At 69.7% G+C, this 23,575-nt stretch carries 25 protein-coding genes, 2 pseudogenes and 1 riboswitch; of the genes and pseudogenes, 13 read left to right on the plus strand and 14 right to left on the minus strand.

Features of this window, described 5'->3' with window-relative positions; all coding sequences use genetic code 11:
* Positions 1-101: 101 nt before the first annotated feature.
* The 4 genes from ACFWDI_RS19145 to ACFWDI_RS19160 all read left to right on the plus strand — a co-directional run bounded on the left by ACFWDI_RS19145 (position 102) and on the right by ACFWDI_RS19160 (position 4,259).
* Complete coding sequence (locus tag ACFWDI_RS19145) at positions 102-830, plus strand: ABC transporter ATP-binding protein (RefSeq protein ID WP_385305402.1); 729 nt, start codon at positions 102-104, stop codon at positions 828-830.
* On the plus strand, positions 812-1,966 hold the full coding sequence (locus ACFWDI_RS19150) for a hypothetical protein (protein ID WP_385305404.1): 1,155 nt from the start codon (positions 812-814) through the stop codon (positions 1,964-1,966). The genes ACFWDI_RS19145 and ACFWDI_RS19150 overlap by 19 nt, the downstream gene beginning before the upstream one ends.
* 133 nt (positions 1,967-2,099) lie before the next feature.
* Entirely contained in the window at positions 2,100-3,218 is a 1,119-nt protein-coding gene (locus ACFWDI_RS19155) for an LOG family protein (protein ID WP_385305406.1), read from the plus strand.
* 84 nt (positions 3,219-3,302) lie between these two features.
* On the plus strand, positions 3,303-4,259 hold the full coding sequence (locus ACFWDI_RS19160) for a hypothetical protein (protein ID WP_385305408.1): 957 nt from the start codon (positions 3,303-3,305) through the stop codon (positions 4,257-4,259).
* 177 nt (positions 4,260-4,436) lie between these two features.
* On the opposite strand, the gene ACFWDI_RS19165 is transcribed toward ACFWDI_RS19160, so the two are convergent.
* The 4 genes from ACFWDI_RS19165 to rlmN all read right to left on the minus strand — a co-directional run bounded on the left by ACFWDI_RS19165 (position 4,437) and on the right by rlmN (position 9,568).
* A complete protein-coding gene (locus ACFWDI_RS19165; RefSeq protein ID WP_385305409.1) occupies positions 4,437-5,468 on the minus strand; it encodes an ABC transporter ATP-binding protein in 1,032 nt (343 codons plus the stop codon).
* A complete protein-coding gene (locus tag ACFWDI_RS19170; RefSeq protein WP_385305411.1) occupies positions 5,468-7,147 on the minus strand; it encodes an ABC transporter permease in 1,680 nt (559 codons plus the stop codon). Before ACFWDI_RS19170 ends, ACFWDI_RS19165 begins: the two co-directional genes overlap by 1 nt.
* Entirely contained in the window at positions 7,123-8,220 is a 1,098-nt protein-coding gene (locus ACFWDI_RS19175) for a thiamine ABC transporter substrate binding subunit (protein WP_385305413.1), read from the minus strand. The genes ACFWDI_RS19170 and ACFWDI_RS19175 overlap by 25 nt, the downstream gene beginning before the upstream one ends.
* Positions 8,221-8,303: 83 nt before the next feature.
* Positions 8,304-8,431: riboswitch (TPP riboswitch) on the minus strand.
* 30 nt (positions 8,432-8,461) lie between these two features.
* Positions 8,462-9,568 carry a 23S rRNA (adenine(2503)-C(2))-methyltransferase RlmN gene (gene rlmN / locus ACFWDI_RS19180; protein WP_327326360.1) on the minus strand — a complete coding sequence of 369 codons (1,107 nt, stop codon included), beginning with the start codon at positions 9,566-9,568 and terminating at the stop codon, positions 8,462-8,464.
* A 262-nt stretch (positions 9,569-9,830) separates the two neighbouring features.
* On the opposite strand from rlmN, the gene ACFWDI_RS19185 reads away from it, so the two are divergent.
* Together ACFWDI_RS19185 and ACFWDI_RS19190 are read left to right on the plus strand one after the other, a co-directional pair.
* Complete coding sequence (locus tag ACFWDI_RS19185) at positions 9,831-10,172, plus strand: DUF6233 domain-containing protein (protein ID WP_385305415.1); 342 nt, start codon at positions 9,831-9,833, stop codon at positions 10,170-10,172.
* Positions 10,173-10,198: 26 nt separating this feature from the next.
* Positions 10,199-10,411: a hypothetical protein gene (locus ACFWDI_RS19190; RefSeq protein WP_385305417.1), complete on the plus strand. Its 213-nt coding sequence runs from the start codon at positions 10,199-10,201 to the stop codon at positions 10,409-10,411.
* 48 nt (positions 10,412-10,459) lie between these two features.
* Here the strand turns inward: ACFWDI_RS19190 and ACFWDI_RS19195 are convergent, their stop codons facing one another.
* Positions 10,460-10,807, minus strand: a complete 348-nt coding sequence (locus ACFWDI_RS19195; protein ID WP_385305418.1) for a RidA family protein — start codon at positions 10,805-10,807, stop codon at positions 10,460-10,462.
* Positions 10,808-11,066: 259 nt separating this feature from the next.
* Between ACFWDI_RS19195 and ACFWDI_RS19200 the strand changes: the two genes are divergently transcribed.
* Positions 11,067-12,845: a serine/threonine-protein kinase gene (locus tag ACFWDI_RS19200; RefSeq protein WP_385305420.1), complete on the plus strand. Its 1,779-nt coding sequence runs from the start codon at positions 11,067-11,069 to the stop codon at positions 12,843-12,845.
* A gap of 145 nt (positions 12,846-12,990) precedes the next feature.
* Here the strand turns inward: ACFWDI_RS19200 and ACFWDI_RS19205 are convergent.
* A pseudogene (locus tag ACFWDI_RS19205) lies at positions 12,991-13,266 on the minus strand (restriction endonuclease); the annotation flags it as partial.
* Between the two features lie 143 nt (positions 13,267-13,409).
* On the opposite strand from ACFWDI_RS19205, the gene ACFWDI_RS19210 reads away from it, so the two are divergent.
* The 5 genes from ACFWDI_RS19210 to ACFWDI_RS19230 all read left to right on the plus strand — a co-directional run bounded on the left by ACFWDI_RS19210 (position 13,410) and on the right by ACFWDI_RS19230 (position 15,415).
* On the plus strand, positions 13,410-13,544 hold the full coding sequence (locus ACFWDI_RS19210; protein ID WP_385305422.1) for a hypothetical protein: 135 nt from the start codon (positions 13,410-13,412) through the stop codon (positions 13,542-13,544).
* Between the two features lie 8 nt (positions 13,545-13,552).
* Entirely contained in the window at positions 13,553-13,942 is a 390-nt protein-coding gene (locus ACFWDI_RS19215; protein WP_385305424.1) for a transposase, read from the plus strand.
* Between the two features lie 69 nt (positions 13,943-14,011).
* Positions 14,012-14,191, plus strand: coding sequence for a CopG family transcriptional regulator (locus ACFWDI_RS19220; protein ID WP_385305426.1), 180 nt, complete (start codon positions 14,012-14,014; stop codon positions 14,189-14,191).
* 1 nt (position 14,192) lies between these two features.
* Positions 14,193-14,537 carry a VOC family protein gene (locus ACFWDI_RS19225; protein ID WP_385305427.1) on the plus strand — a complete coding sequence of 115 codons (345 nt, stop codon included), beginning with the start codon at positions 14,193-14,195 and terminating at the stop codon, positions 14,535-14,537.
* A 20-nt stretch (positions 14,538-14,557) separates the two neighbouring features.
* Positions 14,558-15,415, plus strand: coding sequence for a class I SAM-dependent methyltransferase (locus ACFWDI_RS19230; RefSeq protein WP_385305429.1), 858 nt, complete (start codon positions 14,558-14,560; stop codon positions 15,413-15,415).
* Positions 15,416-15,602: 187 nt separating this feature from the next.
* Here ACFWDI_RS19230 and ACFWDI_RS19235 read toward each other — a convergent pair whose 3' ends face one another.
* The 6 genes from ACFWDI_RS19235 to rpsB all read right to left on the minus strand — a co-directional run bounded on the left by ACFWDI_RS19235 (position 15,603) and on the right by rpsB (position 20,860).
* Positions 15,603-15,938 carry a peptidase inhibitor family I36 protein gene (locus tag ACFWDI_RS19235; RefSeq protein ID WP_385305431.1) on the minus strand — a complete coding sequence of 112 codons (336 nt, stop codon included), beginning with the start codon at positions 15,936-15,938 and terminating at the stop codon, positions 15,603-15,605.
* Between the two features lie 279 nt (positions 15,939-16,217).
* On the minus strand, positions 16,218-17,330 hold the full coding sequence (locus ACFWDI_RS19240; RefSeq protein WP_385305433.1) for a phosphatidate cytidylyltransferase: 1,113 nt from the start codon (positions 17,328-17,330) through the stop codon (positions 16,218-16,220).
* Entirely contained in the window at positions 17,330-17,887 is a 558-nt protein-coding gene (gene frr / locus ACFWDI_RS19245; protein WP_326652908.1) for a ribosome recycling factor, read from the minus strand. Before frr ends, ACFWDI_RS19240 begins: the two co-directional genes overlap by 1 nt.
* Before the next feature lie 124 nt (positions 17,888-18,011).
* On the minus strand, positions 18,012-18,797 hold the full coding sequence (pyrH, locus tag ACFWDI_RS19250) for a UMP kinase (RefSeq protein ID WP_327328512.1): 786 nt from the start codon (positions 18,795-18,797) through the stop codon (positions 18,012-18,014).
* A gap of 159 nt (positions 18,798-18,956) precedes the next feature.
* Positions 18,957-19,793, minus strand: coding sequence for a translation elongation factor Ts (tsf, locus tag ACFWDI_RS19255; RefSeq protein ID WP_327326355.1), 837 nt, complete (start codon positions 19,791-19,793; stop codon positions 18,957-18,959).
* Between the two features lie 104 nt (positions 19,794-19,897).
* Complete coding sequence (gene rpsB / locus ACFWDI_RS19260) at positions 19,898-20,860, minus strand: 30S ribosomal protein S2 (RefSeq protein ID WP_385305435.1); 963 nt, start codon at positions 20,858-20,860, stop codon at positions 19,898-19,900.
* Positions 20,861-21,177: 317 nt separating this feature from the next.
* Between rpsB and ACFWDI_RS19265 the strand changes: the two are divergent.
* A pseudogene (locus tag ACFWDI_RS19265) lies at positions 21,178-21,570 on the plus strand (peptidoglycan DD-metalloendopeptidase family protein); the annotation flags it as partial.
* 325 nt (positions 21,571-21,895) lie between these two features.
* Here ACFWDI_RS19265 and ACFWDI_RS19270 read toward each other — a convergent pair.
* Both ACFWDI_RS19270 and whiG read right to left on the minus strand, forming a co-directional pair.
* Positions 21,896-22,453 (minus strand): TetR/AcrR family transcriptional regulator, encoded by a 558-nt coding sequence (locus ACFWDI_RS19270; protein WP_385305586.1) that lies wholly within the window; start codon positions 22,451-22,453, stop codon positions 21,896-21,898.
* 70 nt (positions 22,454-22,523) lie between these two features.
* Positions 22,524-23,360 carry an RNA polymerase sigma factor WhiG gene (gene whiG, locus ACFWDI_RS19275; protein WP_326652901.1) on the minus strand — a complete coding sequence of 279 codons (837 nt, stop codon included), beginning with the start codon at positions 23,358-23,360 and terminating at the stop codon, positions 22,524-22,526.
* Positions 23,361-23,575 lie beyond the last annotated feature (215 nt).

Genomic DNA, 23,575 nt, shown 5'->3' on the forward strand with positions numbered 1-23,575 from the left:
ACCCCGGTTCTGAATCCTTAGCGTGCCGAGTGACCGATCGGCCCTGTCTTCGTTCCCCCGTACGGGGGAAGGGAAATCTGATCAGAACCGAGGTGTACGTCATGGTGGCCCCGCCGGACAACGATGTGCTCTGGGCGCGTTCCCTGCGCCACTCCCACAGCGGCTCGCCCGCACTCGTCGGCGTCTCGCTGGGCGTACGGGACGGCGAGATCCTCGCCGTGTGCGGCCCGCGCGGCAGCGGAAAGACCACGCTGCTGCGCTGTCTGTCCGGCCAACTCGTCGCGCAGCAGGGCGAGGTGTGGTTCAACAGCTCCCCCGTGCACACGATGAGCCCGTTGCAGCGGGAACGGCTGCGGCGCGACCGGTTCGGCTGGATCGACCCCGAGGCCACGCTCGTCCCGGAGCTGAACGCCTGGGAGAACGCCGCGTTGCCGTTGCTGCTGCGCGGCTCCTCGCACCGTGGCGCGAAGAGCACCGCCATGGAGTGGCTGGAGCGGCTCGACATCGGTGCGTGCGCCCGGCTGCGGCCGCATGCGCTGCTGCAGGCGCAGCGCCAGCGGGTCGCCGTCGCGCGGGCGCTGGTCGCCACACCGTCGGTGATCTTCGCGGACGAACCGACGGCGACGCTGCACCGCGCGGACCAGGCGCTGGTGCTGCGTACGTTGACGACCGCGGCCCGCTCGCACCGGATCACCGTCGTACTCGCCACGCACGACGAGGAGGTGGCGGCGCTCGCGGACCGTTCCCTCACGCTCATCGACGGCCGGCGCGTGAACTCCCTCGCGGCCGCCGACGCGGAAGGCCGGGCCGAGTGCTCGCTCTCCGTCTAGCCCGCGGCACGCACCCGCTGGTCCTGCTGCGCCGGCTGATGGTGGCGGCGGCGTCGGCGGGCGTGGGCTTTCTGCTGCTGTGCACGCTGACGTATGCGCTGGCCCATCCCACGGACTCCGGCTCCGGACTGCGCCTGCTGTGGTGCCTGATCCCGCTGGCCACGACGGCGCACTTCGCGGTGGCGGTGGCCCGTACGGACCCGAGCACGCGACCGCGGGCCGGCCTCTCGGCGGTCGGTCTCGGTCCCGCCCGCCTCGGCGTGCTGGCGGCGGTCTCCACCGCCGTCGCCGGAACGCTCGGCAGCGCATTCGCCCTGCTGCTCTTCCTCCATCTGCGCGGCGATCTGACGGGCCTGCCGTTCGACGGCGCGGCGGCCGAGCTGCTCGCCGCGGGCCGGCCGTTGCCGCTGGCGGCAGCGCTGACGTTGCTCGCGCTGGTGCCGTTGGCGTCCACGGCGGCGACGGCGCTGGCGCTGCGCCCGCGGCGTGCCGGGCCGGGTGCCGATTCCGAGGCGCCGGACGCCCCGTCCGCCGCGCCGTCGGGCCTGCCGTGGGGTGTCGCACTGATCGCGGCGGGCATCGCCGTCGAGACGTATGCGGGCCGTGGCGCGCCCGGCTCGCCGCTCCCCCTCCCGGGTCATTTCGACGGCAGCTCGTCGGGCGTCCTCGCCGGCTGGGCACTCACGGCGCTGGGCCTCGCTCTGGCAGGCCCGGGCATCACCCGCTTCTGCGGCCGCGCCCTCCAGGCCGCCCGCCCGGGCGCGACCCGTCTGCTGGCCGGCCGCATCCTGATGGAGGAGTCCGGCCGCATCGGCCGCCCGCTGGGCGTGGTGTGTGCGGTGGCTTCGGCGGCGATCGCGGCCTCGACCCTCCAGGACACGGACCCGCACCCCTTCGGCCCGCTGACCGGCCTGGGCGCGGCCCTGGTGATGATCTGTACGACGGCGACGCTGCTCACCGCGGCCCTGGAGGCCAAGCAGGCCCGCGCCGACACCACGAAGTCACTGCGCCGCCTGGGCACGCCCACGGCAACCCTCCGCAACGCGACGGCTCTCCGCGCGGTAACCCTGCTGACGGTCTTCGCCCCGCTGACATGGGCGGTCGCGGCCCTGGCGGCGCTTCCTTTCTCGGCCTGAGGAACCGGGGCCGGCCCAGGGGCCGGCCTCGGCGTCAGCCCCCGTGGGGGAACAATCCCCGTGGAGGAACAATCCCCGGGCCCGGCCACCCCCGGCCCCATGCACCCCCACCCCCAGCACCTATCGTGTCGGCATGGCACCTGGACACCGGCACCGCAGCGACCGGGAGATCGAGTCCCTCGACGAGTTCGACGACGTCGTCACCCGCGGCTCCCTCGCCGGACACCGCGTCCAGTCCGTCGACCTCGGCGACCGCACCTTCGCCCTGCTCTCCGCAGACACCACCGGCGCCATATTCCTGGGCTGTCCCATGCAGCCCGACGCCGCCGCAAAGGTCCGCGCCGACGGCGCGCTCGTCTTCCCGCCCGTTCCCGACCTGCCCTTCGACCCGTACCGCGGGCTCCTCTACTCCCCCGACGAGCTGTTCGAAGGCCTCACCGCCGGCGGATACGACGCCACCCCCGACGCCCTCGCCTACGCCTGGTTCCAGGAGACGAAGGCCGACGGCGACATCTTCGCCTCGATGCTCCGCTCGATCCACGACGACGCGATCTCCGACGCTCTCGACGAACTCCTCGTCGGCGCCCGCGTCGTAGGCGTGATGGGCGGCCATGCGATGGCCCGCGGCACGGACGCGTACGCCGGTGCCGCCCGCCTCGGCCAGTCCCTCGCCCGCGACGGGTTCACCGTCGCGACCGGCGGCGGCCCCGGCGCCATGGAGGCCGCGAACCTCGGCGCGTACGCCGCGCCGCACCCCGACGAGATGCTCGCCGAGGCGCTCGAACTCCTCGCCAAGGCCCCCTCGTTCACCCCGTCGATCTCCGACTGGGCCGCCGCCGCCTTCGAGGTGCGCGACCGCTGGCCCGGCGGCGGCGACTCCGTCGGCATCCCGACGTGGTTCTACGGCCACGAGCCGCCGAACGCCTTCGCCGGCCACATCGCCAAGTACTTCGCCAACGCCACCCGCGAAGACGGCCTCCTTGCCCGCTCCAACGCGGGCGTGATCTTCCTGCCCGGCGCCGCCGGCACGGTCCAGGAGATCTTCGACAACGCGACCCCGAACTACTACGAGTCCCGCGGCGAACCGACCCCGATGGTCCTCGTCAACCGCGAGCACTGGACGGAGCGGCTGCCCACCTGGCCGCTGCTCCAGTCGCTGGCGGCGGGCCGCTCGATGGAGTCCCGTATCGCGCTCGTGGACTCGGTCGACGAGGCCCCGGCGGCGCTGAAGCTGCTGACCGGCGACAAGTAGTCCGCAAGAAGCAACTTCAGAGGCCGAAGACACGTCTGGCATTCCAGCGGGAGTTGGACTGACCTCATGTGAACGGAGCCCCTGGTGCTGATCGGCCTACTGACCGCTGTCGCGGCCTCGATCTGTTACGGCACGGGGTCGGTGCTGCAAGCCGTGGGCTCACGCAAGTCCGCCCGGCGCGAGGCGGCCGCGGCCGGAGTCACCCAGCACGGCGGACCGAGCCTCTCCTCGACCGCCAAGGCCGCGATGACCTGGGAGTTCATCGTCGGCACGATCCTGGACTTCATCGGGTTCGGCCTCGGCGCACTCGCCGCGCGCCTGCTCCCGCTCTTCCTCTCCCAGACCGTCATCAGCGCCAATCTGGTGATCACGGCGGTGCTGAGCGTCAAACTGCTGGGCATCCGGCTGAACCGCGCCGAGTGGACCTCCATCGCCGTCGTCTGCTCCGCACTCGTGCTGCTGGCCACGGCGGCGGGCCCGGAGGGCAGCGGCCACACCCCGATCGCCACCCACTGGTGGCTGCTGGCGATCTCGCTGCTGCTGATGGCCGGCGGCACCGTTGTCGTACGCCTCCTGGGCGCACGCGCCGCGATCCTGGCGGGTCTGCTGTCGGGCCTCGGCTTCGGCGCGCTGGGCGTCGGCGTGCGCGTGCTGAACGGCATCGACCCCTTCGACCTGGGCGCGCTGCTCTCGGATCCTGCGCTGTACGCGATTCTGGTGGCCGGTATCGGCGGCATGTATCTGCACACCGTCGCGCTGCAGATCGGTTCGGTGAACGGCGCCACCGCGGCGCTGGTGGTCGGCGAGACCGTGCTGCCGGGCATGATCGGCGTGCTGTGGCTGGGCGACTCCTCGCGCGCCGGCTTCGCCTGGATGGCGATCCTCGGTTTCGTACTGGCGGTGGCGGGCGCGGTCGCGGTGGCCTGGTTCGGCGCGCCGGAGGCGCACGGCACGGCGCCGGAACCGGAGTCGGGCTCGGAGTCGGGCTCGGAGTCGGGGTCGCAGGAGCCACGTCCTGAGGAGCTCACCCCCGCCCGTTAGGGGCGCCGTCCACCGCATCGCCGCGCTGTTCGGCCGAGGGCCAGGCGCCCGATCCCGACGCCACGACGGTCGACACGAACGTCGTGGGCGGTCCGGAAGCGATGCTCAGGGACCAGCGGGCGGGCACGGTCCGGGCGAGCGGCAAGGCCGGCAGCGTTCAGGGCAGCGGCGACCGAGTCAGCCGGCCGGGGCCAGCACCACCACGTCCTCGGCGGCGAAGACGACTCCCACGGTCGCGCCCTCCTCCGGCGCATCCCGCAAGGAGCACTCCGCCTCCAGCGGCGGCCCGTCGTCGGGTCGCAGCTGTACGGCGACGTGGCTGCCCCGGAACGTACGCGCCTCCACCGTGCAGCGCAGCCCCTCTGCCGGCGGGACAAGCCGGACGCCCGCCGGTCGCACCAGCACCTGACGGGCGCCCTGCGGCGCGTCCTCCGGCACCGGCACCTTGCCCCACGGGGTGTCCGCGGCCGCGCCGCTCACCGTCGCCGCGACGACGTTGTCGAAGCCGAGGAAGCGCGCGACAAACTCGGACGCGGGCCGCTGCCAGACTTCGAGCGGCGTGCCCGCCTGGGCGATCCTGCCGTCCCGCATGACGACGACACGGTCGGCGAGCGCGAAGGCCTCGCCCTGGTCATGAGTGACGGCGAGCACCGTCGTACCCAACCGCCCGAACAGCCCGCGCAGTTCGACGACCAGCCGCTCCCGCAGCCCTCGGTCCAGCTGGCCGAGCGGCTCGTCCAGCATCAGCAGCCGGGGCTGCGGCGCCAGCGCCCTGGCCAGCGCCACCCGCTGCTGCTCGCCGCCGGACAGCGAGGCCACGGCCCGCCGCTGCGCCGCCGGCAGCCCCACCAGCTCCAGCAACTCGCCGACGCGGCGGGCCTGTTCGTCCCGTCCTGTGCCGTGCATCCGCAGCCCGAAGGCGACATTGCCGCCGACGTCGCGCTGCGGGAAGAGCTGATGGTCCTGGAACATCAGGCCCACCCCGCGCCGGTGCACCGGAACGCCGGCCTGGTCCGCGCCGGACAGCAACACCCGCCCGCCGTCGGCTGCTTGCAGTCCGGCGACGATCCTCAGCAGCGTGGACTTTCCACTGCCGCTCGGCCCCAGCACACAGACGATCTCGTGCTCGGCGACCTCCAGATCCACCGCATCGAGCGCCGCGCGCGCCCCGAACCGTACGGTCACGTCCTCCAGTCGCAGCAAAGTCATCAGAACTCCCCGGACGATCGGTCGGTACGGATTCGTTCGAGCACCAGCAGCGCCACCGCACACACCACCATCAGGATGGTGCTCAGCGCCATCGCCTGCCCGTAGTTGAGCTCGCCGGGCCGGCCGAGGAGCCGCGCCACGGCCACCGGCAGCGTCGGATTGTCGGGCCTGGCGATGAAGACCGTCGCGCCGAACTCGCCGAGCGAGATGGCGAAGGCGAATCCTGCGGCGATGAGCAGCGCCCGCCGCACCAGCGGCAGATCGACCTCCCGCCACACCCGCAGCGGCGAGGCGCCCAGCACCGCCGCCGCCTCGCGCAGCCGCCCGTCCACCGCTCGCAGGACCGGCAGCATCATCCGTACGACGAAGGGGACGCCGACCAGGGCCTGCGCGAGCGGCACCAGAATCCAGGACGCCCGCAGATCAAGTGGCGGCTTGTCGAGGGTGATGAGGAAGCCGAAGCCGACGGTCACGGCGGAGACGCCGAGCGGCAGCATGAGCAGCGCGTCGAAGCCGCGCAGCAGCCGACCGGCCTTCCGGGTCAGCGCCGCCGCCGCGAGACCGCCGACGACCAGCGCGATGGCGGTCGCGACCAGGGCGTACCGCAGGGAGTTCCACACCGCGTCGATCGGCGGTACGAGGAAGGCTCCTCCGCTCGCGTCCATCGCGGTCAGCGCGCGGTAGTAGTCGAAGCCGTAGCCGCCGGGCCCGTCGAGGGAACGCTCGACCAGCACCGCGAGCGGCGCCAGGACCAGCAGCAGAATCGTGGTCAGCACCCCGCCGAGCAGCGCCCACTGTCCGGGGCCGCGTGGTCGCCGCGCGGTCCGTGCCGGGTCCACCAGTTTCAGCGCGGTCTCCCGCCGCCGTACCGTCCACGCGTGTACGGCGAGGACCGCGCCCACCGCGGCGAACTGCACCAGCGTCAGTACGGCTGCCGTGGACAGATCCAGCAGCTGAGCAGTTTGTCGATAAATCTCCACCTCGACCGTGGAGAACGTCGGTCCGCCGAGGATCTGTACGACACCGAAGGAGGTGAAGGTGAAGAGGAAGACCATCAGCGCGGCGGCGGCCACGGCGGGACCGAGGGCCGGCAGCGTCACCCTCCGCCAGGCCGCGAACCGCCCGGCGCCCAGTACCCGGGCGGCCTCCTCCTGGCGCGGGTCGAGCTGCGACCACAGACCGCCCACGGTCCGTACGACCACCGCGTAGTTGAAGAAGACGTGCGCGAGCAGAATCGCCCACACCGTCGTGTCCAGCCGTACGCTCCACAACTCGTCGAGCAGCCCGCCGCGCCCGAGCAGCGCCAGGAACGCCGTCCCGACGACGACGGTCGGCAGCACGAACGGAACGGTGACCACCGCCCGTAGCAGTCGCTTTCCGGGAAAGTCGAAACGGGCGAAGACATACGCGCCGGGCAGGGCTATCAGCAGTGTGAGCGCTGTGGAGGCGAGCGCCTGCCACGTGGTGAACCACAGCACCCGCAGGATGTCGGGGCGGCTCAGCACCTCACCGATCCGCCCGAACTGCCAGACCCCGTCGATCTCGAGGCCCCGGCCGACGATCGCGACGACCGGATAGGCGAAGAAGACCGCGAAGAACACGGCGGGCCCGGCCATCAGCCCGAGCCGCGCCGCACTCCCGCGGACGGACTTCGTTACTTCAGTACGAGCGAGGACCATGACTGGACCCACTGCTCACGGTTCTTGGCAATCGTGTCGGGAGCGACGGTCTGGGGCTTGACGGCCACCGCGCCGAACTTGGTGAACACCTCGGGCAGCTTCGCGTCCTTGATCACCGGGTTGACGAACATGTTCAGCGGCATGTCCTCCTGGAACTTCTTGGAGACCAGGAAGTCCAGCAGGGCCTTGCCGCCCGCCTCGTTCTTCGCGCCCTTGAGCAGGCCCGCGAACTCGGTCTGGCGGAAGCAGGTTCCGGTCGCGACCCCGGTGGGCGCCTCGGTCGGCTGCGGCTTGGAGAAGAGCACCTCGGCCGGCGGACTGGAGGCGTACGAGACCACGAGCGGCCGGTCGGCCTTGGCCTTCTTACCGCCCGCGGAGCCGGAGAACTCCTCGTTGTACGCCTGCTCCCAGCCGTCGACGACCTTGACGCCGTTCTCCTTCAGCTTCTTCCAGTAGTCCTGCCAGCCGTCCTCGCCGTACTTGCCGACCGAGCCGAGGAGGAAGCCGAGGCCGGGCGAGGAAGTCGCGACGTTCTCCGTCACCAGGAGGTTCTTGTACGCGGGCTTGGCCAGGTCGTCGAAGGACTGCGGCGGCGCCAGCTTCTTGTCGGCGAAGTACTTCTTGTCATAGTTGACGCAGATGTCGCCGGTGTCGACGGGCGTGACCCGGTGCTTGTCCTTGTCCAGCTGCGCCTCGTCGTTCACCTGGCTCAGGCCCTTTGCCTCGTACGGCGTGAACAGGCCGTTGTCGAGAGCACGCGAGAGCAGGGTGTTGTCGACGCCGAAGAAGACGTCGCCCTGCGGGGAGCCCTTGGTGAGGATCTCCTTGTTGAGGGCCGCGCCCGCGTCGCCGCTCTTGAGCACCTTGACCGTGTAGCCGGTCTCCTTGGTGAACTCCTTCAGCACGGAGGCGGAGGCGACGAACGAGTCGTGGCTGACGAGCGTCACGGTCTTCGGCTTCGAGCCGCCGTCCGAGGCCGACGAGTCCTTCGACTCGCCGCCGCAGGCCGCGAGCGTGGTGACACCGAGCGCCGCGGCCAGCGCGGTGACCGTGATCTTCTTGGTGGTGCTCACTGAAATTCCTCCTGGAGTTGACCAGGAAGAGACGCGGCCCTGCCCGGCTCCCTCGAAAGGAATCCGGGCAGGGCGCAACAGCTTGTGAGTAATGTCCGAACTTCCTACCCAGAATGACCTGGGCAAGGTTCAGAGGGTCTGCGACCACTGGGCTTGATTTACCAAGCCCGCGTCGCACTCTCAGCGCTGTGGCGCTCCCCTGTCGGAATATGTAGATGTTTCAAGCCAGGTTACACGGGCGCTAACGCTCCGAAGCGGCCAGCTGTCCGCACGCTCCGTCGATCTCCTGGCCACGGGTGTCCCGGACGGTGACCGGCACCCCGTGCGCCGCGATGGCCTCCACAAAGGCCTTCTCGTCCTCGGGCCGCGAAGCCGTCCACTTCGATCCCGGTGTCGGGTTGAGCGGGATCAGATTGACATGGACCCGCTTGCCCTTGAGCAGTCGGCCCAGCAGGTCGCCCCGCCACGCCTGGTCGTTGATATCGCGGATGAGCGCGTACTCGATGGAGATCCGGCGGCCCGACTTCTCGGCGTACTCCCAGGCGGCGTCCAGCACCTCCCGGACCTTCCAGCGCGTATTGACCGGGACCAGGGTGTCGCGCAGCTCGTCGTCCGGCGCGTGCAGCGAGACGGCGAGACGGCACTTGAAGCCCTCGTCGGCGAAGCGATGCATCGCGGGCACCAGGCCGACGGTGGAGACGGTGATCCCGCGCTGCGAAAGACCGAGGCCGTCCGGCTCGGGGTCGGTGAGCCGGCGGATGGAGCCGACGACCCGCTTGTAGTTGGCGAGCGGCTCCCCCATCCCCATGAAGACGATGTTGGACAGCCGCGCCGGTCCGCCCGGCACCTCGCCGTCGCGCAGGGCGCGCATGCCGTCGACGATCTGGTGCACGATCTCGGCGGTCGACAGATTCCGGTCGAGACCGGCCTGACCGGTCGCGCAGAAGGGGCAGTTCATCCCGCAGCCGGCCTGCGACGAGATGCACATCGTCACCCGGTCCGGGTAGCGCATCAGCACGGACTCGACGAGCGTGCCGTCGTGCAGCCGCCACAGGGTCTTGCGGGTGGTGTCGTCGTCGCACGAGATATGCCGTACGACGGACATCAGGTCGGGCAGCAGCTCCGAGGCGAGCTTCTCGCGCGCGGCGGCGGGGATGTCGGTCCACTGGGCCGGGTCGTGGGCGTACCGCGCGAAGTAGTGCTGCGAGAGCTGCTTGGCGCGGAACGGCTTCTCGCCGATCGCGGCGACGGCGTCCTTGCGCTCGGCGGGCGTGAGGTCGGCGAGATGCCGCGGGGGCTTCTTGGCTCCGCGGGGCGCGACGAAAGTGAGTTCTCCGGGCTTGGGCATGGTTCATCCAGTGTCGCAGACGGAATCTCGTGACCTGCGGCCGTTGACGCCCGGGGTGGGCATTGACGGTCGTTGTCGGTCACTGCCGGGCACCCTCGGACGGCCCACAGACGGCCCAGCCCGGAGCGCGTTCTGGCTGGCCAGCACGTTAATGGGGAGCGCGAGCGATACCGCTGGGGTCGCCGGCGAGGGCATGGCGAACCTCTCCCCCGCTGCGGCCTCTCTGCCGAATCGAGCTCCCCGGGGGCCTAGACTCGAACACGTGTCCGAAGAAGTGCCTCGCCTGGAGCGCCTGCGCAGCGTCCGCCAGTGGCTCGTATGGCAGCTGCGCCGCACTGACGAATCCATCGCGGAGCTGGAGCGCCAGGAGGCAGCCGCCGCGCGTACGGCGCGCACAATGCCGCCGCCCGAGCCGGAGTGGAAGCTGTCGATGCTGCGAGCAGGCGGCAAACCCAGCCCGGACGCGGTCCACACGAGCGACTGCCGCATGGCCGGCGAACCCACGAAGCAGCTGACCCGGGAGCAGGCGCTCCGCGCGCTTGCAGAAGACGGCATCACGGCGTGCCCGTACTGCCGACCTGACACGGACCTAGGTGTGCTGTGAACCGCGAACCGTCTCGGCCCGGAGGCATGAGCAGTGCGCCGATCGTTGTGCACCGGGCGGCCGGGAACGGCGGTCGGCGGGTGACCATCCGCGGCCAGATCGCGGGCCTCGCCCACAGCGACGCCGACCTGGTCGAGTTCCTGCGCCGCGCGGGCCTGCCCGACGCCTGGGATGCGCTGGACGATCCGCGATGGGTGGAGTGGCAGGGCGGCCGACCACACGAGTACAACGCCGACTGACCATGAAGCGGACCCTCAACCGTGAAGGCGCCTGGCCTGCACGGCCGTTTACCGTCCCGCCGGGGTGACTGCAGCAACGCCGTCGATCTCGACGAGCACGCCATCGCGCACGAGCTGCGTGACGACCGTGGTCCGGGCGGGCAGCGGAGAGCAGTCCGCGAAGAACTCCCCGTACACGCGGTTGAAGGCGGCGAAGTGCCTACGGTCACTGAGATAGCAGGTGCACTTGACGATCAGGTCCTTGCTGCTGCCGGCTGCGACGAAGACCGCGACCAGGTTGAGCAGAACCTGCCGAACCTGGGCATCGAAGTCGGTCGGTATCTCGTGCGTAACGGGGTCGAGTGGCCCCTGTCCGGAGGTGAAGATCAGATCACCGGTCCTGATGGCCTGGGACAACGGAGGCTCGGTGCCATCGGAGAAGCGTACGAATGGGGCGTTCTCGGTGTGGATGCTCCTGTGAAGAGAGAGCGCCGGGTGGCGGCAAAGCCCAGCAAGCCCCTCCTGCTCCGTGGCGGTCCGCACGTAGTCCCACCTGCGTGGCCTTCGCCGATGTCGCGACGAGAGGCTGATGCCAAGACGCACGCGGCATCGCTGCGTCCGGCCGCCGAACTTCCGCCCCGCTCCTGCCTCTACGCTTGAGGCCGCCGATTGATGGATGACGAACAGCGATGGAACGGAGCGTGCGGTGACGACGGGGGACGCGAATGGCGGAGAGCTGATAGGGAAGGTCCTCGGGGGGCGTTACCGGGTGACCTCCATAGTCGGACGCGGCGGCATGGGAGTGGTCGCCCGGGCGGTGGACGAACTCCTGAACCGAGAGGTCGCCGTCAAGGTCCTGCGAGCCTTCACCGACGCCTCCGCAGCCGAACTGGCCGACCTGCGGACCCGGATGCAGCGGGAGGCGCAGGCCGCCGCGCGCATCCGGCACAGCGGCGTGGTCACCGTGCACGACGTGACCGAGGAGCAGGGCCTGCCCGTCATCGTCATGGAACTCGTCGACGGGCCCTCGCTCGACGACGTGCTGATGGAGCGCGGCACACTGGAGCCGCACGAGGCTGCGGCGATCGGCGCCAAGCTGATGGACGCGCTCGGCGCCGCGCACCGGGCCGGCGTACTGCATCGGGACGTCAAGCCCGCGAACGTGCTGCTGGAGGACGGCGGGAGGGTCGTGCTCACCGATTTCGGCATCGCCAGCATGGAAGCCTCCGGCGACGACGCCATGGCCAAGCTGACCCGCAGCGGTCAACTCGTCGGTTCCCTCGACTATTTGCCGCCGGAGCGCGCGCAGGGCAGGGAGCCCGGTCCCGCGTCGGACATCTGGTCGCTCGGCATGACGCTGTACGCGGCAGTGGAGGGCACTCCGCCGTTCCGTCGCAATTCCGCGTGGTCCACGTTGTCGGCCATCGTCACCGATCCACTGCCGGAGCCCCGCCGGGCGGGACCACTCACGCCGGTGCTCCAGGCGCTGATGGCGAAGGAACCGGAGGACCGGCCCACCGCAGACCACGCCCGCGGCATGCTGGAGCGCGTCGCCTCGGGCCAGACGGTGCACCTCGCATCCGCCGCCCCGACTCCCGCTCCCACTCCCACCCCCACTCCCACGGTGGATCCCGGGGCTGCGGCCACCGTCGAACCGCCCCCGGGGTTCGGCCCCCCGCTGTTCCCCCAGCCCACCTCGCAGCCTCAGCCTCCGCACGCCGGCTACGCGCAGCCCAACCTGCCGTCGACGCTTCCGCAGCCCGCCGCGCCGGTCGCGGGCCACGCCGGAGTCCCCGCTCCCGAAACGAGCCGCTCCGCAACCCGTCGCGCACGGCGCCGCGGCCGCACCCTCACCGCGTCAGCAGCCGCCATCCTGCTCCTCGCCGCAGGCGGCGGAATCACCTACGCCCTGACTGCCCAACAGGGCCGCACGACCACGAACGGCGCGCAGGTCAGTTCCCCGGCGGGTAGCCACCAGCCGACTGGGGGCAGCACTCCGTCGTCCGCCGGTTCTCCTGGCGCGTCCTCGAAGCCGCCGACCTCGGAGGAGCCGGACACTCACGAGGACGAGGACAGAGAGACAGGTCCCACCACGACGCCCGGCAACGACGGTCACGAGCCGGCCGCGGACCCGCCCGCCTCTCCGGAGACCAAGCCCAGTTCTACGGTGAAGGAGCCCACCCCGGTGTCGACGGGTTGCAGCGGCTGGAGCCACCAGAACCGCAGCAACGGCTACGGCTACCTGGTCGACGACTACCACCTCTTCACCGGGCCGTACCGGGATTGTTCCTACGTGACCCTGGTTAAGTCCGGCGTGAAGATTTGGTACCACTGCTACGTCACAAATGCCCTTGGCAACAAGTGGGTCTACGCCCGTATCGAGGGCACGGACACCGAAGGCTGGATGGCCAGCAACCACCTCACCCGGGAGACCGGCACACTGGTCCGCTGCTAGTACCGCGAGTCGCTGGAAGCCGTGATCACCGCCATGCCCCTCCGCCGATTGGAGGCGCCCCCATGCCCCCCATGCCCCGCCCCCTTGTTCTCTCCCCGGCTGCCCGGAACTGACCACGGGTGGACGCTCCCTCAAGCACGAGCGCTGTGCCGTTGAGGACCTGAAGGTCCGGGGCGCCCACTGGTGAGTCGGCCAGGCCGTTGCGGCGGTGCTTGCACTGGATCACCCAGCGACGCCCGAAAGGGTCGGTGGCCTTCACATCCGCTCCGTTGTCGCCCCCGCCGCCGGCCTGCACCGCGTCCGCGCAGCCGTCCCGCTTCATCAAGTCCCGTATCGCGTGCTCGAACTCCCGGTGATGCAGCGCGTCGAGCTGACTCATCGCGTACCGCAGCCCGCGAGCCTGGACCTGTGCCCACTGCGCGGCGGACTGGCTCGAAGGCGCCCTCGACAACGGCGAGTTCACCCTCGACGAGCAGCCGGTTCGAACCGGGCCGTGGTGGTCACCTACATCCGCGACCAGCTCCGCCGTCGGATCCGTACCGACAAAGCCGCTGCCCCCACCCCGTGACCCTGACCGTCGACTCCCAGTCGGTCAAGGCCGCCTCCACCGTCGGCAGGAACAGCCGCGGCTACAACGCGGCCAAAATGATCAATGGCCGCAAACGACATTCGCGGTCGCCGCACTCGGCCCGCCCGTGATGATCACGGTGACGCCCGCCGACGTCCAGGACCGCGACGCCGCCCGCGACGCGTTCTGGCGCCTCCGCCTCGCCCAGCCGCAGATCACACGGATCTGGGCCGACCGCGGCTACGCCGGCGAACTCGTGGACTGGGCACGCGAACTCCTCTGGCTCACCTTGCGCATCGTCTCCAGGCCGAAGGGCGCCAAAGGCTTCGTCGTCCTGCCCCGCCGCTGGAAAGTCGAGCGCACGATCGGCTGGTGCATGAACGCCCGTCGCAACGCACGCGACCACGAGCGGCTGCCCCAGCACTCCGAAGCCCACCTGAACTGGGCGCTCATCACCGTGATGCCCCGGCGCTTGACCCGCAAGCACCCAGCACCGCGCTGGACGAACAAGTCGACACCGACGTCCTGAACCGGCTCGGGTTTGGTTCGCCGTATCGGCGCATGGTGTTCTAGCTTGCTAGAATGCTAGCATCGGCTTGTGGGTGATGAAGAAGTCAAGCAGTTCAACGTGTACCTGCCGATCGGGCTGATCAAGCAGGTCAAGTACCGCGCTATCGAGTCGGGCATGTCTTTGTCGGCGTTGGTCGCTGATGCGCTGCGCGCCTACCTCGACGACTCCCATGGGCCCAAACCGGAATCGACTGAACAGGAGACCTGACATGGCGACCGAAGGAATCGAGGCCGTTTTCCTGACGACTCACAACTGGGGTAAGGCGGCGAAGTTCTTCCAGACGCTGGGCTACGAGCTGGAGTTCGCGACGGACCACAACTCCGGCCAGCTCCGCAACGGCGACGGTCCCTACGTGTTCATCGCCGAGGTCCCCGAGGACCAAGAGCCCCAGACGCGGATCGTCCTGAAGGTGCCTGACGCAGACGCGTTCAGTCCCGATCCGGCCGTCGAGGTGGTCACGCCGTTCGAGAACACCCATTACGGGACCAAGGAGATGACGGTCCGCGACCCCGACGGGCGTCTGTGGAGCCTCCAAGCTCCCGCCAAGAACTGACCACGGCGAAGGGGAACACCATGGCAGACGAGCAGATCGAGGCGCCGGACAGCACCGCGGTACGGACCGCCCTCTGGCGGGCGATGCACGTCCAGGCCGATCCGCCCCCGCACGTAGTCGAGGACGAGATCGGCCTGCAATTGGCGGCCCCCGGCGATGACTGGCGCGACCGCCCGGACATGGACCCGCACGCCACCAGCGGGTTCCGGGCGGCCATCGTGGCCCGCGCTCGTTTCATCGAGGACCTGATCGCCAAGCAGGCCGACCGCGGCGTCACCCAGTACGTCGTCCTGGGAGCCGGTCTGGACACCTTCGCCCAGCGCAAGCCAGAGATAGCCTCCCGCCTGCAAATCTTCGAGGTCGACCAGCCCGGCCCCCAAGCCTGGAAGCGCCACCGCCTGGTCGAACTCGGCTACGGCCTCCCGGAATGGCTACACCTGGTGCCGGTCGACTTCGAGGCGAACACGCCCTGGTGGGAACAACTGGCCGCCACCGGCTTCGATCCCGGCCAACCGGCGGTCATCGTCTCCACCGGCGTCACCATGTACCTCACCAAAGACGCCACCGTCGCCACCCTGCGCCAGATCGCCGCGCTCGCCCCCGGCTCGACGCTCGCCATGACGTTCCTGCTGCCGACCGAACTTGTCGATGACGCCGATCGCCCCGGCCTCCAGGCGAGTGGGAAAGGCGCGCGAGCATCCGGAACACCGTTCATCAGCTTCTACACCCCGCAGGAGATGCTGTCACTGGCCCGTGAAACCGGCTTCAAGGACGCCCACCACGTGTCGGGGGCTTTGCTCACCGAGCGCTACTTCGCCGATCGCACCGACGGCCTCCGCCCGTCAAGCGGAGAGGACCTGCTGCTGGCCACCACGTGACCCCCTCGTCAACGCCATCTGTTCCGAGAAGCCGCCGAGTCCTGCGATTCAAGAGCACCTGCTAAGGGGTCGAAGTCGTGAGCCCGCTCATGCCCCTGACGTGCCGGGTACACGGCCCCGGGCCGTAATGCGACGGCCGGGACCGTGTCCCCGTTTCTGCGGGTCCTGAGCAATTCCTAGCCGGAGATCACGGCCCCAGGACCGCGATGGACTTGATTGTCGCCCCCGGCTTGGTTTGCCCCCAGTGCTTGGACTTGATGTCGACGTGCTTGCCGTAGCACGAGACGTCGCTGTACACCCGGATCGTCCTCTTGGTCTGGTTGGAAACGGTCTTGCCGCCCCAGGGGTTGCAGCCCGGCGAGGGGTTCAGGCCGCTGGTGCGCTTCGTGCCGTGGAAGTCATTCTGAGACCACGTGCACACCGAACCGGCCCGGCAGGTGGGCGAGGCAGAGGCGGTTCCGGTGGCGAACGGCAGCGTCGCGATGAGCGCGGCGCCGCCGAGCGCGATTAGTTTCGTCCTCAAGGGTGGTGCTCCTGCCCCCGCTCGCGTCCTCCTCCTGCTCACCATGCTCGGCCAGAGGCCCCCGGGCCTGGCGCGAACGGCACCGTTGGGCATGGTTGCTACCGCAGCGTTGGCCGGCGGCCCGGTCGCTGCGACGAGTAGAAAGCGTGCTGGTGTGGGAGCACTGCCAGTCCTCCGGGCTTGGGCATGGTCCTACCAGTGCAGCAGGGATACGAAGAGGGGCCCGCCGCCCGGTGGACAACGAACCCCTCATCAACGCCTCACATACGAACGCGCAGGTCAGCCGCCACCTACGAAGATCACCATCAGCAGCCAGACGACCGGAGCCGTTGGCAGCAACGAGTCGAGCCGGTCCATGATGCCGCCGTGGCCGGGCAGCAGCGTGCCCATGTCCTTGATGCCCAGGTCTCGCTTGATCATCGACTCGCCCAGGTCACCCAACGTGGCGCTGGCTGCTACCGCGAAGCCCAGCAGCAACCCCTGCCACCAGGTGCCGTTGTCGATCACGAACTGCATGAGCAGCGCGCCCGCCGCCATTGCGAACGCCACCGCGCCGAACAGGCCTTCGCGAGTCTTCCCGGGGCTGATGCGCGGCGCGAGCTTGTGTTTGCCGAAGCGCCAGCCGACGGCGTACGCACCCGTGTCGCTGACCACCGTCAGCACCAGGAAGGCGAGCACCCGCTGCGGCCCGTCGTCCGCGGTGAGCATCATCGCGACGAACGTCGCCAGGAAAGGCACGTAGAACGCGGCGAAGACGCCCGCCGTGACGTCTTTCAGATAACCCTCGGGCGGTTCGGTCATCCGCCAGACCAGCACCGCGAGCGCCGTGAGCGCCATGGCGACCCATGCGCCCTCCGCACCGCGCACATAGCCGGCCACAACCATCGCCGCGCCGCCGACCGCGAGGGGCACCAGCGGTGCCTTGATCTGCTTGCGCTCCTCGAGCCGCGACGTCAGTTCCCACAGCCCGACCACGACGGCGACCGCTATCACGCCGATGAACACAGCCTTGACGATGAAGAGCGACGCGACGATCACCGCGCCGAGGCCGACGCCTACCCCTATGGCCGCCCGTAGGTCACGGCCGGCCCGCTTCTTCTGCGACGGCTCGGGTGCCGCCGGCGGCGGGGTGGGCATGGGCTCCTGCGGCATCTCGTCACGGGACGGGGGACCACTCAGCCGAGCGGCCCCCCGGTCGCGGTCGTTGCGGTTGTCGCCGTCGTTAGGGTCATCGGCGTCTCTACCTGCGTCGGGAAAGTCCGGCACGATGGGCATGGGCCGAGTCTGCTGTGCGTCATGCTCATCGTATGCGGGACCCGCCGGGGCAGGCCCCTGGTCGGGCGGCCCCCAGTAACCGGCTCTCGGCGGGGCCCCCCAGGAAGAGTCGTTCATCAGACCTCGAGCAGCTCGGCTTCCTTGTGCTTGAGCAGCTCGTCCACCTGCGCGACGTACTTCGCGGTGGTGTCGTCGAGCTCCTTCTCCGCGCGGCGGCCCTCGTCCTCGCCGACCTCGCCGTCCTTGATCAGCTTGTCGATCGTCTCCTTGGCCTTGCGGCGGACGGAGCGGATCGAGATCTTGGAGTCCTCGGCCTTGGTCTTGGCGACCTTGATGTACTCCTTGCGGCGGTCCTGCGTGAGCTCGGGGAACACCACCCGGATGATATTGCCGTCGTTGCTCGGGTTGACGCCGAGGTCGGAGTCGCGGATCGCCTGCTCGATATTGCGCAGCGCGGTCTTGTCGAACGGGGTCACCACAGCCATGCGCGCCTCGGGAACCGAGAACGAGGCCAGCTGGTTGATCGGGGTCAGCGCACCGTAGTAGTCCGCCACGATCTTGTTGAACATCGCCGGGTGCGCACGTCCGGTGCGGATCGCGGCGAAGTCATCCTTGGCGACCAGGACGGCCTTCTCCATCTTCTCCTCGGCCTCGAGGAGGGTCTCTTCGATCACCACTTGCTCCTGCGTGTCTTGAGTAGGCCCGGCGTGCAACAGGGCCGGCGGAACCTGTGTCGCGTTCCCCTGCACGGTGTCCGACCGGCAGGGCTTTGTCCATCCCTCGAGGGACTCGCCCGAGTCAGGCCCGGGTGCCCTGGTCGCTCACGAGAGTGCCGATCTTCTCACCCTTGACGGCGCGAGCGATATTGCCTGCGGTGAGCAGTTCGAAGACAAGGATCGGAAGGTTGTTGTCGCGGCAGAGCGTGATGGCGGTGGCGTCGGCGACCTTGAGGTTGCGGGAGAGCACCTCGCCGTACTCCAGCGCGTCGAACTTCACCGCGTCGGGGTTGGTCTTGGGGTCGGAGTCATAGACCCCGTCGACACCGTTCTTGCCCATCAGCAGGGCCTCGGCGTCGATCTCCAGGGCGCGCTGGGCGGCGGTGGTGTCGGTGGAGAAGTACGGCATGCCCATACCGGCGCCGAAGATGACGACGCGGCCCTTCTCCAGGTGACGCACGGCGCGCAGCGGGATGTACGGCTCCGCGACCTGGCCCATGGTGATGGCGGTCTGGACGCGCGAGTCGATGCCCTCCTTCTCCAGGAAGTCCTGGAGAGCGAGGCAGTTCATCACCGTACCGAGCATGCCCATGTAGTCGGAGCGGGCCCGGTCCATGCCCCGCTGCTGGAGCTCGGCCCCGCGGAAGAAGTTGCCGCCGCCGATGACGACCGCGATCTCCGCGCCGTCGCGGACGACCGCCGCGATCTCACGCGCCATGGCGTGTACGACGTCGGGGTCGACGCCGAGCGCCCCGCCGCCGGCGAACGCCTCACCGGACAGCTTCAGCATGAAGCGCCCGATCTTCTTGCCGTCCTGGTCGTCGCTCTTGTCGTCGGCAGCCTGGTTGGCGTGCGCGCCCTTGTTCATGGAGATCTCCTCGTGCACATACGAAGAAGGCCATTGCCGGTGGGTGCTGGTGTCCCTGTCGGCAATGGCCTCCTCGTCAGATCTGCGGTCGTCCGGCGCCTGCGCGGCCGATGACTGCGTGGGAAACCCTAGCGGGCTCCCGTGTCGATCGCGTACGGCTCAGGCGCCGACGCGGATGCGCGAGAAGCGCTTCAGCGTGACACCGGCCTCGTCCAGAACCTTCTGGACGGACTTCTTGTTGTCCTTGGCGAACGGCTGGTCGAGGAGGGTGACCTCCTTGAAGAAGCCGTTGACGCGCCCCTCGACGATCTTCGGCAGGGCGGCCTCGGGCTTGCCCTCCTCGCGCGAGGTGGCCTCGGCGACACGGCGCTCGTTCTCGACGACGTCGGCCGGAACCTCGTCGCGGGAGAGGTACTTCGGCGCGAAGGCGGCGATGTGCTGCGCGACGTCCTTGGCGATCTCGGCGTTCTCCTTGTCCAGCTCGACCAGGACGCCGACCTGCGGCGGGAGGTCGGGCATGGTGCGGTGCATGTACACACCCACGTAGCCGCCGGAGAACTGCGCGAAGCGATCGAGGACGATCTTCTCGCCGAGGTTGGCGTTGGCCTCGTCGACGTACGCCTGGACGGTCTTGCCGGCCTCGATCTCGGAGGCGAGCAGCGCCTCGATGTCGGCCGGGGAGGACTCGGCCACGTGCGCGGCGAGCGTGTTGGCGACGGCCTGGAACTTCTCGCCCTTGGCGACGAAGTCCGTCTCGCACTTCAGCTCGAGCAGCACGCCGGAGGTCTTGTCCTCGGAGATGAGGGAGACGACGGCGCCGTTCTCCGCGCTGCGGCCCTCGCGCTTGGCGACGCCCTTCTGGCCCTTGACGCGGAGCAGCTCGACGGCCTTGTCGACGTTGCCGTCGGCCTCGTCCAGGGCCTTCTTGCAGTCCATCATGCCGGCGCCGGTGAGCTCACGGAGCTTCTTGACGTCAGCGGCGGTGTAGTTCGCCATGTCCTTGAATCTCTCTCGAAAGTCGAAAGTCGAAGATCTACGGGTGAGCGGCGGGGGCCGGTGCATGGCACCGTCCCCCGCCGTCAACTACCGAACCTGTGAGGTCAGGCCTGCTCGGCATCCGCGGCCGGGGCCTCGGCGGCCGGAGCCTCAGCAGCAGCCTCGGCGGCGGGGGCCTCAGCAGCAGCCTCGGCGGCGGGGGCCTCAGCAGCAGCCTCGGCGGCGGGGGCCTCAGCAGCAGCCTCGGCCGGCTTCTCGGCCTCGGCAGCCTCGTCGGAGTCGGCCTTCTTCTCGCCCTCGAGGAGGTCGCGCTCCCACTCGGCGAGGGGCTCGCCGGCGGCCTTCTCGCCCGGCTTGGAGTCACCGGTGGCGACGCCGGAACGGGCGATGAGGCCCTCGGCGACGGCGTCGGCGATCACGCGGGTGAGCAGGGTGACGGAGCGGATCGCGTCGTCGTTGCCCGGGATCTTGTAGTCGACCTCGTCGGGGTCGCAGTTGGTGTCGAGGATCGCGACGACCGGGATGTGGAGCTTGCGCGCCTCACCGACGGCGATGTGCTCCTTCTTGGTGTCGACGATCCAGACGGCGCTCGGCACCTTCTGCATCTCGCGGATACCACCGAGGGTCTTCTCCAGCTTGGCCTTCTCGCGGGAGAGGACCAGGAGCTCCTTCTTGGTGAGGCCGGACGCGGCCACATCCTCGAAGTCGATCTGCTCGAGCTCCTTCAGACGCTGAAGGCGCTTGTAGACGGTGGAGAAGTTGGTGAGCATGCCGCCCAGCCAACGCTGGTTGACGTACGGCATACCAACGCGCGTCGCCTGCTCGGCGATGGCCTCCTGGGCCTGCTTCTTGGTACCGACGAACATGATGGAGCCGCCGTGGGCGACGGTCTCCTTGACGAACTCGTAGGCGCGGTCGATGTACGACAGCGACTGGAGCAGGTCGATGATGTAGATGCCGTTGCGCTCCGTGAAGATGAATCGCTTCATCTTCGGGTTCCAACGACGGGTCTGGTGACCGAAGTGGACGCCGCTTTCCAGCAGCTCCCGCATCGTGACGACGGCCATGGCCGTATCTCCTTGGATTCTCGGTTATGTCCTGACGCCCCGACGCGCCGTGCCACAAGGGACCGAGGAGCGCGGCCACCGACCGCTGAGGGTGTGGTGGCGGGGCGTGCGAAGTCGACCCGGTGACCCGGATCGCCATGAGAAGTGTACGGGACCGGGGCGGTGCCGGGTGACGGCGCTGTCCACAACCCGTCAGTACTCCACAGATCCGGACCATGATCAGCGCGGTGGCGGTGATCCGCGGGACGGTCTGTGCCATGTACCGCCTCATGAACCGCCTCATGGACCGCCTCATGAACCGCCTCATGAATTGCCTCATGAACCGCAGACTGCTCGTCCCGCTGCTCGCCTTGGCCCTGCTCGTCGTGGGCGCGGGCGTGGCCCCGGCCGCCGACCGCGACCGGGGCTGGCCGCTGGGGCCGCCGCGCCCCGCGGTCGTACGGGGCTGGGAGCCGCCGGCGTCCGTGTACGGGCCGGGGCACCGCGGAGTGGATCTGGCCGCGCCGCCGGACATCCCGGTACGGGCCGCGGCACCCGGCCGGGTCTCGTTCGCGGGCCTGGTCGCGGGGCGCGGAGTGCTCTCCATCGTCCTCACCGGTACAGGTGAGCCGCCGCTGCGCACGACATACGAGCCGGTCCGCCCGCTCCTGCCGGAGGGCACGGCGGTGAGCGCCGGCCAGGTGGTGGCCACGGTCGCCCCGGGACCGTCGCACTGTGCCGCGGGCTGCCTGCACTGGGGGCTGCTGCGCGGCACGGAGTACCTGAATCCGCTGTCCCTGCTGCCGCCCTGGCTGCTGCGCCGCAGCCCGTCCCGGCTGCTCCCGGTCATCGGCGTCCCGGCACTGGAAGCGGCACCACCGGCGGCGCATGCCGCGCCTGCGGTCGCGGGGGATGCGGTCGCGGGGGATGCGGTCGCGGGGACCGGGGGAGCGAGGACTGCAGGCGCGGGGCCCGGGGACGCGTTCCACGCGGTACTGCTCCTGGTCACGGCCGCCGTGACACATCGGCGGTCGTGGAGTGGCCGCCCGCGCGGAGTCAGCCCCGTACGCCCCGCAGCGCCATGGACACGGCCGCGTCGGCGATCTTCGCCGGGTCCTCTGCCGCGCCGAGTTCGATACGGCGGACCGCGGCGTCCACGACGCCCTGCAGCAGCATCGCCGCAAGCCGGGGCTGCTCCTGGCCCAGCTCTCCGAGCGCCTCGACGATCATGGCGATCAGCCCGCCGTGCGCGGCACGGATCTTCTCCCGCGCCCCCGCGTCCAGCTCGCTGGCGGAGATCGCGACGACGGCCCGGTGGCGGCGGTCCCCGACGAGCTCCAGTTGCTGGCGCACGTACGCCTCGACCTTGCCCTCGGCCGTGTCCGCCCGCTCCATCGCGGCCTCGACCTCCGCCGCCCAGACGGGGAAGTCGACCGCGCAGAGCTCTTCGACGACCGCGGCGCGCGAGCGGAAGTACTCGTAGACGGAGGACCTGGCCAGGCCGGTGCGCTCGGCAAGGGCGGGGAAGCTCAACGCCTCCGTACCGCCTTCGGACAGGAGGGAGCGCGCGGCATCCAGCAGGGCGCCTCGCTGCATCGTCCGGTGCTCGGCCACGGAGGCCGCTCGAATCCTGGGCACGCCTCCACTCTACGGATGTCTGCGGACGTGGCAGGGAAGATTCGCGTCAGCGCCCGACGTCGGCCAGCTTCGCGCGGAGTTGCAGAACCGACTTTGTGTGGATCTGGCTGACTCTGCTCTCCGTGACGCCGAGGACATTGCCGATCTCGGCGAGGGTGAGGCCCTCGTAGTAGTAGAGGGTGACGACGGTTTTTTCGCGCTCCGGCAGTGTGTTGATGGCGCGGGCGAGCAGCCGCCGCAGTTCCCGGTCCTCGGCCACCTCCACCGGGTTGTCAGCGGCGGTGTCCTCGAGGGTGTCCATAAGGCTGAGCCGGTCGCCGCCTTCGCCGCCGACATGCAGCAGCTCCTCCAGCGCGACGACGTTCGCCAGCGACAACTGGCTGAAAACCGCGTGGAGTTCCTCGACGGCGATGCCCATCTCGGTGGCGACCTCGCACTCGGAGGGCGTACGCCTGAGCTGAGCCTCGAGCGTGGCATAAGCGCGCTCCACGGCCCTGGCCTTCTGCCGAACGGAGCGCGGGATCCAGTCCAGGGCGCGGAGTTCGTCGATCATCGCGCCGCGGATGCGGGTGATGGCGTACGTCTCGAACTTGATCGACCGGTCGATATCGAACTTCTCGATGGCGTCGATGAGGCCGAATACTCCGGAGGAGACGAAGTCCGCTTGTTCAACATTGGACGGCAGTCCCACGCTCACCCGGCCCGCGACGTACTTCACCAGTGGCGAGTAGTGCAGGATCAACTGCTCCCGCAGCCGCTCGTCACCCGTGGCCTTGTACGACCGCCACAGCTCCTCGAGCGACGAGGGAGCGGGGGGCCGCACCGTGCCACGGGCAGCGGGGGGCACTGCCGCGCGGTCAGACCCGGAGGTGTGCTGGGGCATGCGTTGCCTTGAGCCGTTCTGCTGTGATGGGGAGGGGACGAGCGTCTGGGCCGGAATTCTGGTGAGCGTAGCGTGACTGCGGTGTCGCGGTGGGCGAAGGACGGGGGAACGAACCTGTGCGGGTATCTGCCGTCGGCCACACCTTCGAACCGGGGCCGACACCGCGCGCATCGGCCCCTCAGGTGCCATCGACAGGGCTCCAAAGGTCATCGGCA

Origin of the sequence: Streptomyces sp. NPDC060064 (assembly GCF_042736455.1) — a bacterium.
Classification (GTDB): Bacteria; Actinomycetota; Actinomycetes; order Streptomycetales; family Streptomycetaceae; genus Streptomyces.